At 62.0% G+C, this 13300-nt stretch carries 12 protein-coding genes; 2 read left to right on the top strand and 10 right to left on the bottom strand.

Annotated elements, in window-relative coordinates; translation table 11 throughout:
* The 10 genes from V7P99_RS08815 to V7P99_RS08770 all read right to left on the bottom strand — a co-directional run.
* On the bottom strand, positions 1-350 hold a 350-nt coding region (locus tag V7P99_RS08815; protein WP_333794435.1), incomplete at its 3' end, for a methylamine dehydrogenase light chain.
* Positions 351-406: 56 nt separating this feature from the next.
* Complete coding sequence (gene mauD / locus V7P99_RS08810) at positions 407-1045, bottom strand: methylamine dehydrogenase accessory protein MauD (protein ID WP_333794434.1); 639 nt, start codon at positions 1043-1045, stop codon at positions 407-409.
* Positions 1042-1611 (bottom strand): MauE/DoxX family redox-associated membrane protein, encoded by a 570-nt coding sequence (locus tag V7P99_RS08805; protein ID WP_333794433.1) that lies wholly within the window; start codon positions 1609-1611, stop codon positions 1042-1044. Before V7P99_RS08805 ends, mauD begins: the two co-directional genes overlap by 4 nt.
* An 11-nt stretch (positions 1612-1622) precedes the next feature.
* A complete protein-coding gene (mauB, locus tag V7P99_RS08800) occupies positions 1623-2813 on the bottom strand; it encodes a methylamine dehydrogenase (amicyanin) large subunit (protein WP_333794432.1) in 1191 nt (396 codons plus the stop codon).
* 128 nt (positions 2814-2941) lie between these two features.
* Positions 2942-3793 carry a cytochrome c biogenesis protein CcdA gene (locus tag V7P99_RS08795; RefSeq protein ID WP_333794431.1) on the bottom strand — a complete coding sequence of 284 codons (852 nt, stop codon included), beginning with the start codon at positions 3791-3793 and terminating at the stop codon, positions 2942-2944.
* A gap of 347 nt (positions 3794-4140) precedes the next feature.
* Positions 4141-6480 (bottom strand): cbb3-type cytochrome c oxidase subunit I, encoded by a 2340-nt coding sequence (locus V7P99_RS08790; RefSeq protein WP_333794430.1) that lies wholly within the window; start codon positions 6478-6480, stop codon positions 4141-4143.
* Entirely contained in the window at positions 6477-7565 is a 1089-nt protein-coding gene (locus tag V7P99_RS08785) for a cytochrome-c peroxidase (protein ID WP_333794429.1), read from the bottom strand. Before V7P99_RS08785 ends, V7P99_RS08790 begins: the two co-directional genes overlap by 4 nt.
* 316 nt (positions 7566-7881) lie before the next feature.
* Positions 7882-8874, bottom strand: coding sequence for a hypothetical protein (locus tag V7P99_RS08780; protein ID WP_333794428.1), 993 nt, complete (start codon positions 8872-8874; stop codon positions 7882-7884).
* A gap of 228 nt (positions 8875-9102) precedes the next feature.
* Entirely contained in the window at positions 9103-10551 is a 1449-nt protein-coding gene (locus tag V7P99_RS08775) for a sensor histidine kinase (RefSeq protein WP_333794427.1), read from the bottom strand.
* Positions 10541-11215, bottom strand: coding sequence for a response regulator transcription factor (locus tag V7P99_RS08770; protein WP_333794426.1), 675 nt, complete (start codon positions 11213-11215; stop codon positions 10541-10543). Before V7P99_RS08770 ends, V7P99_RS08775 begins: the two co-directional genes overlap by 11 nt.
* A 352-nt stretch (positions 11216-11567) precedes the next feature.
* On the opposite strand from V7P99_RS08770, the gene napG reads away from it, so the two are divergent.
* Together napG and napH are read left to right on the top strand one after the other, a co-directional pair.
* Entirely contained in the window at positions 11568-12362 is a 795-nt protein-coding gene (napG, locus tag V7P99_RS08765; protein ID WP_333794425.1) for a ferredoxin-type protein NapG, read from the top strand.
* 1 nt (position 12363) lies between these two features.
* On the top strand, positions 12364-13300 hold a 937-nt coding region (napH, locus tag V7P99_RS08760; RefSeq protein WP_333794424.1), incomplete at its 3' end, for a quinol dehydrogenase ferredoxin subunit NapH.

The raw sequence follows: 13300 nt of genomic DNA, 5'->3' as shown, positions 1-13300 counted from the left end.
ACCCAGGAGCTCGTCGAGAGCTTGGTGCCCGGCGGGCAGTCGGTCAGCGAGCCGCCGGCGCATCCGCAGATGTAGCCGTCAAGCGAACAGTGCCGCCAGTAGTCGCACTGGTGGATGTCGGTATCCTGCGGCTTCCAGCCTTCGCGCGTGTTGCTCGGGCCTGCGTTGTCCGCTTCGCTCGCGTGCGACCGGCTCACGCGGCCGCTGCGGTCCACGGGCAGCAGCGGCACCAGGGCAGCGCCTGCGACCGCGGTTCCCACCCGGCTGATGAAACTGCGGCGGCTCGTGCGGCCGGCAATACGCCGGGAGAATTGTTCGACGATCTCATCGAATTTGCTTCTGTTCATCATTTCATTGATCCGCTTATTGAATGTTGATCCCTAGACGTTTTTGCAAGTCGGCCGGCTTACATCGTGAGCGGGGCGATCGAGTGCTCCCCGTTACGCTGTGCGCCTTTCCTGGAGGCCATGTACTCCTGCAGAGAGGCGTGTCCGATGCGGCTCGCCTCGAGCAAGCTTTCGATATGCTCGCGCGTATTGCAGAGGCCCTTTGCCTTTATGACGCCCTTCTCGTCGATCAGCACGCCATACGGCACCTTGCCGACCTGGAAGCGCATCCCGACCTCGGCCGAGATCACGTAAGGCAGACCATCGAGCTTGTGCTTGGCGAGGAACTTCTTGTGCTCCTCCTCCGCGCCGTCGCTGATCAGCATCACGCGGATGCCTTCGGCCCGAGCCACCGACTTGACGATGGGCAGCAGCTTTTCGCAAACAGGGCACGTCGGAGAGGTGAAGAGCAGCATCGTCTCCTCGCCCGCTTCGTTGTCGCCTCCGATCTGCAGCTTGCTGCCCTTCACGTCGATGACGCTGAACGTCGGCGCCTTATCTCCGACGCCCGGACCGTGGTCCGTGATCATCGCACCGAGAGGTGCCGAGCGCTCGTGCAGGAGACCGACCTGCCGGGCGATACCAAGCAGGACAATCCCGCCCGCGCACAACGCGACCCACTGAAGGACGCTCGACGCAATCAACAGTTCATCCGTCATCTCACAGGTCCTTCCTTAGTAGCGTGATGATTGGCGAGGGAGAGCTGGCGGAGACCCGCAAGCTCGTTGGCGCAGAGATAAATGAGGAGCACGGCCAGTGCGGCGAGCGCGGCGACGATGATGTCGAGCGCGCCCAAGGGCACGAGCCAGGCCGGTTGCGCGGCGAGCCAGAAGGCTCCGGCGCAAAGGACCATGTTCCTCGCGACCAGCGCCCAACTCAGGCGCTGGCGCATTCCCTGGCGGAAGCACCCGCAATCGATCTCCGTGCGCCCGCGAAAGATATTGATCGCGATTGCACCGGCGAAAACGAGGAGCAGGACCCCCGCTGCGGCAGCCGACAGATGTGTCGCGATGCCCGTCAGGAGGGACGCGGCGATGGCAAGCTCCATCCAGGGCAGCACGAAGGCGACGATGCCATCGAGCGGCTCCGGCACGAGACGGAAGTTCCGGACAACGCCGTGGAACTCGTCCGTGTTCTGGATCTTGGAAATCGCCGCGCCAGCAAAGACCAGCGCCAGCAGAAACTGCAGGAACAGATCCAACATTGGCAACGACGTTAGCGACATATCAGCCTCGCCTAGTCCATGGTCGTGAGGTTGGTCGCCGCGCGACCGACCTGGCCGACCTTGCCCGTCTGCTTGCCGGTCTCCGGATCGAAGATGTAGAGCGCACGGTCATGCCCGGAGAGCGCATAGAGCTGTGGCTTGGCGTCGGAGCTCACGCCGATCGCGTTCGTGTCGTGGCCGAGGCTGATCTTGTTGATCCGCTTGCCGGTGGCGGCCTCATAGACGAACACGAAACGGCTCGGAGACTTGTGCGTCCACTTCTCGCGCTGATCGGCGAGCAGGTAGATGCGGTCGGTCTCGCGATGGTAGGCCACGATGTTCCAGCCACCCGGAGCCCACTTGTCGGCCTTCTCTTCGTCGGTGAATGCCTCGAAGGTGTTGAGGAACTTGGCCTCGTCGCCCGACAGGTCCACCTGATAGATGGTTCCGTCATAGCTCGGCCATACCAGGCGCTTGGCCTTCGTCGAGTACGCCGGATGGTTCACCAGGTGCTTGTTCTCCGGGTGGAACACCTTCGTATTCTCGTGCTTCAGGTTGCCGTCCTTGTCGAACGTCGCCTTAAGCAGATGACCCGCGCGGCAATGCATGTAGAAGGTGTCGTTCGCGGTCGGGAAGATGTGGTAGCAGTCCGGCACATCCATCATCTTCACGAACTTCTTGCCCTCGAGATCGACCAGGCCGACGCCGGGGCTCGGCGAGAACTGATAGATGAGCATCGACTTGTCGTCGGGCGTGAGGGCCGTAAACCACGGGTAGGTATTCACGAGAAAGCGGATCTCGGGGATGTCGATGTCCGCGATGACGTTATGCGTCTCGGCGTCATAGACCTCGACGTAGTCGTCACGCTTGCCCTTAGAGACACGCGAGAACACCGTGCTCGCATGCGCAAAGAACTTTCCATCGGAGGAGATCACCGGATTGGGCACGAGGCCGGTATCGCTCTGGCCGACGAGCTTCGCATTGCCGCCATCGATGGTGACGATGCGGGTTGCGACGTTGAACTCGTCCGTATCGGTGACATAGATGCGGCGTGCATCGGGGGGCGGCGCCTTGAGGATCTCGATCTTGTCCTCAACTCCGAGGGTCGCCTCTTCCGGGAGATGGCTCGGAATGGCGGCACCGCCGGCAAACGCATAGGACCCGAAGGCTGCAAGCGCCAAAGCCGAACATGCGGCTGAGAGCGTGAGCTTAGAGAACTTCATGTCTTTCCTCCTGTAGGACGATTATGACGAGGTTTTCCGGGGCAACACGACGAGCGAGGCCGTTGGCCGCGTCGCCGCGACCGGGAACAGAAAAACGAGGGTCGAAAAAAGTGGCCGTGGGCCTCAGCTCACGAGAGCAGCAGCATGGCTCCAACCGCGACGCCCGATCCGACGAGCAGCATGGCGTCCGTTAGAGCGGCATTCTCCTGGTTGCGTGCGAGCCAGCCGGTGATCCTCGCGTCCGACATCGGAAGCGCGTTGAGCACCAGAGGAAGAAACCGCCCGAGATTGAAGATCAGGAAGATGCCGACCGCGAAGGTGACGGAGCCAGAGAAGAGCGCCGCACCGGTCACCGCATAGAGAAGCGGCGTCTGCACGTACGTGAGATAGTTGAGCCCCAGCGAAAACCCGTAAAGGAGACCGATCACCCACTTCGGGAAGCGCTGGCGCGCGTCATGAGGAACCTGGCAGCGCCGCTGCGGATAAGGCACCTTGACGAAACCGAACTGATGCGCGCCGTAGAGCACCAGCAGCGCCGCAAAAACGGGCGCGGTGTAAGCGAGATAGGCGTCAAGGCCGAGCAGAGAGCCGGCAAGCCCGAGTGCGCCGCCCAGCGCCAGCGCACCGAGCGCATAGCCCACGGCATGGGCAATGAGCGTCGGCATCCACGCCGCGACGGAGCCAAGAGAGTATCCGCCGCTCGGACGCAAGAGGCAGACGCTCGAGTAGCCGCACGGCGACCACGTCGACAGAAGGCCGCCCGCGAAAGCGATCGGAACCAAAAGCCAAAGCAACGACGTCTGAAGCGAGACGCCGGATGCAAAATAAAGAGCGCCGGCCGCACCTAGGCCAGCGCTCAACGCCATGAGAAGAAACCTCGTGGCCTTCGAGCGCGGTTCAGCGAAGAACGTCGCATCGGCGACGCGCTCCACCGTGCTGGCGGCCAGGGGTCGTGAATGCTCTTGCCAAGTTTCGGCCATCGATAGCCTCCCCATAAAGTGCGTTTCCAGCCGTTTTTTCTTCTTGCCGACGACACGCGCCGGACCGACGTGGTAACAATCATCCCGCCGACCGAAGGCGAGCCTCGGATCGCTCGTCGGGACGATGGGTGCTCAGGCCGCTCCTCATGTGTAGCGGACCATGCCTCCCGCCGTGGCGCCACGCGGACCAACCCGTGCGGCAACGTCTGTCGCCTTTCCGACTTAGCTTTCTCTCGAGAGAGCGTTCGGCCGGGATGCGACAACATGGACAGCATGCCCGGCCATTCTTTCATCCGCCTCGAAGCTCCCTTACATTTTTGACAGAAAGCATGACTTTTGTTTTCGCCTCAGCCGCGGTGGGCACCCAACGGAACAGGCGCCACGAGATCCGAAGCTTTGTCAGCCTCGACAGGCGACGGTGTTTTCAATGATCGCGCGCGTGACACCATGAACCAAGCCAGCGGCAGCACGCCGCCCAGTACAAACAGTGCGCCACCGACAACGCGCGCCCATGTTAGAGTCTGAAACAACTCTCCCTGAACAAAAGTGTGCGAGCGCGCGTGCCACAGTCCGTTCTCGAGAACGTCGATCAGCTGTGCGACGCCGACCGGAAGCAGATCGAGCAGCACCATCAGCATCAGACCGACGTTGAGCGACCAGAACACACTGCGCAGCAGCGCCCCGCTCCAGCTCGCCGGCGTGACCAGACAGCGCGCGCAGAACACCATCATCGCGATGGCCAGGTTGCCGTAAACGCCCATCAGGGCTGCGTGACCGTGATTGACCGTCAGATAGGTCCCATGCTCGTAGTAGTTGACGATCGGCAGGTTGATGAGGAAGCCCAACATGCCGGCCCCAAAAAAGTTCCAGAAGTTTACGCCGAGCAAAAAGAGAAATGCTTCGGACTGCCCGAAGCTGTGGCGGACGTCCGCATCCCCAGATAACCTGGAGGGAGCATTGCGGAACTGCCAGGCCTCAAGCGTGAGGAGGATCAGCGGGACCACCTGCAAGGTGGAGAACACACTGCCAATCGCCAGCGTTACGACCGGCTTGGCGTTCCAATAGAAGTTGTGCGAGATGCCGAGGAGCCCCGAACCGAGAAACAGCAGCGTGGCCAGATAGACGATGCGGGACGCGGCGGCGTGGCTCACCAGCCCCATCAGCACCATGAAGTAGGCCAGCACCGCGGTCGTGAACACCTCGAAGAACGCTTCGACCCACATGTGGATCACGGCCCAACGCCAGTAATCGGCGATCACGAAGTTCGTCTCCGGGGTGGCGACGAAGCCGCAGACAAACATCGCCAGCACGCACACGACGCAATAGAGCAGCCACTTCGGAAGTATCCACGCATCGCCCGAGCGCCAGATCGGCCGAACTCCGCGCGCCAGCACCACGCACCAGAGCGCGAACACCGCGAACAGCATGGCCTGCCAGAGCTTGCCTTGCTCGACGAACTCCCAGCCCTGACTGCCGAGGAGATACCACCAGTCGCCCAGCAGGCCGTGCGGACCGAGCCCGATGCCGACCAGTCCTCCCACGACCGTCGCCACGAACAGCCAGAACAGCGTCTTGATCCACTTCAACTGCCCCGCCGGGGCGTTGGGCGCAGCTGTCGAGATGGCAAAGATCGACGCGCCGACCCAGCACGCCGTGATCCACAGCAGCGCTAACTGCAAGTGCCAGCCACGCACAACCGGGATCGGGAGGATATTGGCCAGGTCGGTGTCGAACACCCGCGTTATGCCGAGGAAATCGTGCACCGTCAGGATGCCGGCAAAGATCTGCAGCACGAACAGCACCGCGGCGACCGCGAAGAACCGGTACGTGACATGCTGCAGCGCGCTTGGCCGCATCGCATCGACGCGAGCGGCGGTCGCGCTCATGGCGGCGTGCGCCCCCGTATCGCCCCGCCGTGCCGGCTGCCATCCCGCAATGGACGCATAGCGACCATAGAGGAACAGCACCGCACCAAGGGCGGCGACCAGCCCAAGCAGCGCAATCACGCTCCATAGCATCACCTGCGGGCTCGGCCGGTTGCCGGCAAGCTCGTCGTAGGGCCAGTTGTGCGTATAGGTGTAGGTCTTGCCGGGCCGTTCGACCCCGCAGACCCAGGCGCCCCAGAAGAAGAACGCGGCGAGATCGCGGAGCTCCGTCTCATCCGTGATGTAACCGGCCGGGTGAAAAGCCGCCTCACCCTCACCGCGGAACATGGAAGCGACATGGCGTTCAAGCAGGCGCGCGGCGTGGGCCTGCGCGGCGCCGGTCGTTACCATGTTGGTTGCGGTATCGTGGCGGTTCCGCTTGATTTCTCGCTGCGCAATGGCGAGCGCCGCGTCGGCGTCACCACCGCCGGAGGCATGAAAATCGCGCATCGCGCGGGCCACATGCTGCAGCGCATAGGCGGTGAAGTCGGGCCCGCGGCCGGCGCCATCACCGAACATGCTGCCATAATTCATCAGCCCGTACTTGAGGAACACCATCTGTCCTCGGGTGATCGTGTCCGCTGCAATCACCGTCGTGCCCTGCTCGTCGACGAAGCTCGGGACGGGAGGCGCATCCAGGTAGGTGCGCGTTCCCATGAACAGCATGCTTCCGATGCCGACGCCCAGCACGATGGAGAGCGGCAGCCACCAGTTGCGGCGGCTCATGACGAAACGATTCCAGTAGTGCCCGGCGCCGCTCATCGCGCGTCCTCCTGAACTGGCGCGGCAAGCAAATGCTCGTACCGCTTGTCGGTCAGGGTTCTCAGGAAGGCTTCGAGCGCGGCAATCCTGTTGTCATCGAGGGAAAGGCCCGTCCGCAGCTCGAAATGAGACATGTTGCTCGTCGTCTCGGGATCCTCCCAGGCCACGCCAGTTTCAGGGTTGTGCTGCAGGTCCGGGCGGCGGCTTGTGTACTTGTTATAGAATTGGATCGCGGTCCTCAGCGTCTCGAAGACACCGTTGTGCATGTAAGGCGCGGTGACGGCGATGTTCCTCAACGTGGGAACTTTGAACTTGCCAGTGTGCGCCTCATCCGGCATCCGGCCGTTGTCGCGCAATCCCACATCGATGTAATGCTCGCCCTTGCCGTTCAGGGCGCGGACGCGCGTGTTCTTGGGAAGCCCGATGTTGTGGTATTCGAAGCTGGTGAAGAGCTCCTTGTTGGGGTCGCCCCTATGCATCGGCTTATGGCAGAGGTTGCAGTTCCAGGTGACGAAGACGATACGGCCGAAGTCTTCCTGGGGCGTGAGCGTCGCCTCCCCTCGCATCCAGCGATCGTATTTTGAATCGAACGGCGAGAACTCGCGCGTGCGCTGATACGCAGCCAGCGCTTGGGCTACGGCGTCAAGGGTTCGCTCCGGATGGGTGAGCACGTCTGGACCGAAGAGAGCCCTGAAGCGGGCAACATAGTCGTCTTTCTCTGCAACCCGTTCCGCAACCGAAGCGGCATCCGGCATCCCCATTTCGACGGGATTCAATAGCGGTCCTTTTGCCTGCTCTTCGAGCGTATCTGCACGGCCATCCCAGAAAAAGCCTCCCGCAACCGTACCATTATCCCGCCTGGTCAACGGCGGCGTGAAGTGAGCGTACATGAGCGTCGGCGTGTTCCGGTCGCCGAGCGATTGGCCATCATCACCCGTGGATACCGCCCGTCCGGCTTTCGAGATGCGGGGATCGGCGAACGCGAAGTCCGGATCGTGGCAGGTCGCACACGACTGCTTTCGATTGCGCGATAGATCGACATCCGCGAATAGATCGGCGCCAAGCTGCTCCAGTGCTCCCAGCACATCCTGATTGTCTGCGGCGGCGGAAGGCGGCTCCAAGAGCCTGATGGAAGCAAAGGCCGTAAGCGCTAGAAGGGCCGTCAGGCCCACCCGTGCAAATTTGTGAGAGGCTCTCGAGCCTCGTGTATTACGAAAGAGCTCAGCGAGCATTGTAAAACCCCTCCCTCAGCGGGTTTTCTTGCGGCCGCGGATCTTTGCTGTCCGCCTCCCGATGTTTCTAGACGCTGCCGATGCGCATCGGCCCGCACCCACAAGCGCATGACTACGCCTCGGCCCGAGACGCAGACGCATCTCGGGCAAACGATACGCATCGATTTCGTCAGGCGGACCGTCCGGCAAAATGAGACGCCGGCTTGTAATAGTTTTCGTAGACGTAAAACGTTGTGGAGAGACCCAGGCGGTCGATGATGTAGTAGTCCATCCACTTCGCGTATTGCTGGCTCGGCACTTGCCGGTTGGCGAGCTTGAAATTCTGGATCCCGAGCGCCTTGAGGTTGTTCACCTCGTCCTGGGAGAGCGTGAAGTTTTTGATGCGCTTCACGTCCTTGGGCTCATCGAGGCGCGTGAAGCGCTCGGCGTGCGCGCGCTGGCAGAAGCCCGTGGTGAGCTGCTCCCACAAATCCCAGTCGTCCTCCAAGCAGGCCTTGCTGATCAGGTCATAGTGATCCTGGCGGATGTTGCATTCGCGGAAGCACGTCTCGTTGACCAGCAGCTCAATCCGCTCCGTACCGAGCTTCTCCAACAGCTCCTGCAGCACCTGCGTCCGGTAATTGAGATGCGGCGGAAGGACGAAGACGTCATAGAGCTCGTCGTGCTCGTAGTAGTAGGCCGGCTCTTTATTGAAATGCGTGAGCGAGTGCACAAGGCGGTAATCCGGGAAGTTCCGGCGGATGTGCTGCGCCAGCACATGGCTCCCCACAATGACACCGTTACCCGGCCTGCAGCAGCGCTCGAGCATCCAGTTGCAGCGTTTGTCTCCCAGATGCTGCTCCTCGACGAACAGGTTGCTGAACACCAGATTGAACCTGATGCCGCGGCGGTTATATTCCTCGACGAGGCGCGCAAAGGTTTCCTTTGTTTGCCCCGCTACAAAAGCGTGGGGCCGTCCGCCCGCCCATTTCATTCCAAAATGCTGGTCGAAAACGGTGAAGGTAACTCCGCTCACCCCAAGCTCGTCGAGCGCTGCCTTGGCCGACGTGACATGCGGGAAGCCGCCGATGGCGCCGCCGATATTCCAGTGCTCGGGGCCGCTTTTCAGCGCGCCGGATAAGCGTTCGTGCTGCGTATCACTCGACAACCGTTTATCGCTCATATCGCCACCTGCTCAAATGCCATCGCTCACGGCCATCCACGACATGGACGGCGGACGTGTCGCTCGGCACGCCCCGGTGAATGCGCGTCGAAGCCGCGGAGAGACGAGAGCAACGCCCTCTGAATAGAGTGATGGGGAATTCTTTCAGGTGCCTCTAAGCACCCTTACAATCCTGACAAACAGCTTGATTTTATTAGTACTTTTTGATCAAGGTCAAATATGGAGCGGTCACGGGTTGGAGAGCGACCGGGGCCTGATGACGTAGCCGGAACGTACGCGCAGATCGAGCTGTGAGCGGCTGACCGCGGCGTTGGGAAAATGGATGACGACGTTGAGCCCCGGCATGTTGTCGCTCAGCTCGACATGAGCACTGTGCAACTCGGCAATGGCGACCGCGAAGGGAATGCCAAGGCCGTGGCCGGGCTTTCCGTGCGTTCTCTCGAGCCGATAGAAGCGTTCGAAGAGGTTCTGGATTTCCGCGGCGGGGACACCGGGTCCGTTGTCGCTGATGAAGACATCGAGGCCCGTCCGGTACTGCTGCAAGCCAAGCCTGATAGTGGTGCCGCTCGGGCAATACTGGATGGCGTTCTCGACGAAGTTGACGATCATTTCGATCAACAGCTCGCGATCCCCTTTGACGGGGCGCACACGATGCGTGGCGATCGACACGTCGAGGTGGTGGCCGTGGTCGGCGATGATCGGCTCGTACACATCGGCGATATGGGCGAGAATGGCCGGCATATCGACATCGACGAAGCGCGAGCGCCGGTCGCCGGATTGGAGCTGGCCGATGTTCAACAGCGCCTCGAAGATGACGACCAGCGCGTCGATCTCCTGGATGCTCTCGTCGATCTTGCGGGAAAAGTCGGCGCTGCCAATCTCGCACTTGCTGACCATCTCCAGCCGCTGACGCAGGCGCGTGAGCGGCTTCTTGAGGTTATGAGCGATATCGGCGGACATGTAGTTGAGGTTCCACAGCAGCCGCTGCGCGTAATCGAGCGAGCCGTTGATCGCGAGAGCGAGATCGGAGAGCCGGTCGGCATGCCTCGTCATGGGCACGCGCCGGTCGACGTCGCCGGCGGCAAAGGCGAAAAGCGTGGATGTTATCTCGTCGACGCGCTTGCGCGAGCGGTGCGAGAGAAGGAGGGCGGCGAGCAGGATGATCGTGAGGACGGAGGCCGTGAGCAGAACGAAGCCGATGAGCGCGCGGTCCCGCACCTGAGCTCCCTTGACCTCGCTCTGGCCCACGAGCAGCTCTCCTCTCGACAAGGGCGCGGAGGCGACGTGGACGAGGCGCGTGGAGAGTCCCCAGTCGATGGCGAGATAGCGGATGGACAGCTTGGCCGCGCCCCATGCCGCCTGCGCCGTGACCTCCTTGGACGTGTGCAGCAGAGTATCCCCGTCCGCGTCGCGGATCGAGACGAACGGCGGGTCCGCCTCGTGCCAGGCATCCTCATTCTGGACGAAGGTGATGAGAGCCTCGAGGCCATGGCTCTTTTCATAGGCGACGAGGGATTTCAAAACCTGCGCAACCCGCGCCCGGGCGCGCTCAGTCAGATCTTCATGCGTATCAATAAAGAACCACGAGAAGATAAGGCTCGAGCCGACAATAAGGATCAGGCCCGCAGCCGCAATGATTTGAGCCTGGAAGCGCGTTAGTGAAAAATCAGGCTTCATATATCGAATAGCCGCACCCGCGCACCGTATGGATGAGTGGTGTCTTAAACGGCTTGTCGACCTTTGTCCTCAGGCGCGAGATATAGGTCTCGACGACACTTGTTTTAGGTTCGAAGCGAAAGCCCCAAACACGCTCCAAAAGCATTGTGCGAAGCACAACGCGCCCCTTGTTGCGGAGCAAAATCTCGAGCAGCAGACATTCTCTGGGCAGCAGATTGATTTGCTGATTGTTACGGGTGACGATCCGATGGGCGACATCCATTTCAAGATCGCCGACGGTGAGTTTCTCGTTCTCGTTGCGCATCGGCGAGCGGCGGCCGAGGGCGTTGACGCGGGCCAGCAGTTCGGAAAAGGCGAAGGGCTTGACGACATAATCGTCGCCGCCGACATCGAGCCCCTGAACGCGGTCGTTGATGCTGCCGAGCGCGGTGAGAAAGAGAATGGCGACCGGCCGGCCGCTGCTGCGCAGCGTTCTCGCCACCGAAAGACCATCCAGGCCAGGGACCATGCGATCCAGAATGACGAGATCGAAGTCTTCCTGAATGCCCAGCAGAACCCCGTCCTTGCCGTCGGTGACGACATCCACGGTGTGGCCGGCCTGCCGTAACCCGTTGCTCACGAAGGAAGCGGTTTCGGCGTCGTCCTCGATCATCAGTATTCTCATAACCGATGCGCCTCGTTATGCAGTCAAGTCCTGACGGGCAACTTTCCCGATTGCTCATCGACACTTAAGAAGTGCAACATGCGCCGCGCGAAAAATCAATCCGGCGGTCGCGAAAACGCGCTTTAGTCGTAGCTTTCCCGTAAAACCTTGCTGAAAGCCGTCGCTCCTTTACATTTCGCGTAAGACACCGCTTTTTGTTGCCGATTGTTGGACGTATGCCAAACTTAATAGCACGCCGTGCGCGCGTCTAATATGGTTTGCCAGCTCGATGAGTCGGGCTTCTAGCCCTATCCCGGCATTGAGCGAAGCGCTCGGCAAGTTCTATTCCATATGACTTGCAATGAGCGGATCCATGAAGAACGAAACCCCGTTCACGAGTGCCGGAAGCGGCACCCCCGCCGCGAGCCGGTCCAGCAGCGCCGCCCGGCATCCGCCCGCAGGCAGCGCGAAGCAAAGCCCGCCACCGGGCGGCGTCACGCGCCGCGATTTCATCGGCACCGCGGCCAAGTCCGCGGGTGTCGCCTGTCTCGCGGCCGCAGCCCTCGATCAATTCATCCGCACGGCGCGCGCCCAGGATGCGAAGGCCCTCCGGCCACCCGGCGCCATCGATGAGGACGAGTTCCTGGCCGCGTGCGTGCGCTGCGGCCTCTGCGTGCGTGCGTGCCCCTACGACACGCTGAAGCTCGCGACGATCGGCGAGCCTGCGGCGCTCGGTACACCCTACTTCGTGGCCCGCGACGTCCCATGCTTCATGTGCGACGACGTCCCTTGTGCCAAGGCCTGTCCGACTGGCGCTCTCAATCGCGAGATCCCCAACATCCGTCACGCGGACATGGGCATCGCGGTGCTCGTCGACCATGAGACCTGCCTCAACTACAAGGGCATGAATTGTAGCATTTGCTATCGGGTTTGTCCGATCCGCGAGGAGGCCATCACGCTCGAAAAGCAGGTCATCCGGGGCCAGCCGATGCTCATCCCCACGGTCCACTCGACCAAGTGCACGGGATGCGGAACGTGCGAGAAGCAGTGCGTTCTGGAGGAAGCTGCCATACGGGTGCTGCCGCGGCCTCTCGGCCAGGGCAAGGCCGGGCGCAATTCAGCCGGCCGCCCCGTAACCGGCCACGGCACGCTGAAACGGGATCTCTGAGATGGGGCGATCAACGTTCATCGACCAGATCACGTCCGACGCGCGGATCTATGCCGCCGAGCGACGGGGCTGGCTTTTCGCACACCGCTACTGGCTCGCGCGGCGAGCGTCGCAGATTTTCGTGCTCGCCATTTTTCTGGTCGGCCCGTGGTTCGGCATCTGGATTGCGCGCGGAAATTTCGCCTCGAGCGAGATCCTCGGCGTGCTGCCTCTCGCGGATCCCTTTATCTTCGTGCAATCGCTTGCGGCGCTCCACACGCCGATCCTCACGGCCGTCATCGGCGTCGCCACCATCGTGGCGCTCTACTACGTCGTCGGAGGGCGCGCCTATTGCAGCTGGGTCTGTCCGGTCAACGTGGTGACCGACAGCGCCTACTGGCTGCGCGAGAAGCTGGGCCTCACACGCGACCGCAAGCTCGACAAGCGGACCCGCATCTGGATCCTCGTGGCGGCCATCCTCGCGTCCTTCATCACTGGCACCATCGCCTGGGAATTTTTGAATCCCGTGAGCATGCTCCAGCGCGGGATCATCTTTGGCATGGGCGCCGGCTGGGGCGTGATCGCTGCCGTGTTCATGCTCGACTTATTCGTCACGCGGCGGGGCTGGTGCAGCCACCTGTGTCCCGTCGGCGCATTCTACGGCCTGATCGGAACCCACAGCCTCATACGCGTGAGCGCCATCAACCGCACCGCATGCACGGACTGCGGCGCCTGCTTCAAGGCGTGTCCGGAGCCTCACGTCATCACGCCGGCGCTCAAGGGCACAGGAACCCACCTCATCCTCTCCGGCGACTGCACAAACTGCGCAGCCTGCATGGATTCCTGCTACATCGACGTGTTCCAATTCGGAAGCCGGCTGTCGTCGCGGCACGCATCAGCGGACGACTTCATTGCCGGCGCGCCGCCCGCGGCTCACGCCAAGGCTTCCGCCCCGATGG

The sequence above is a fragment of the Hyphomicrobium sp. genome, assembly GCF_036780825.1.
GTDB lineage: Bacteria > Pseudomonadota > Alphaproteobacteria > Rhizobiales > Hyphomicrobiaceae > Hyphomicrobium_C.
This window is presented reverse-complemented; position numbering and strand designations above follow the sequence as displayed.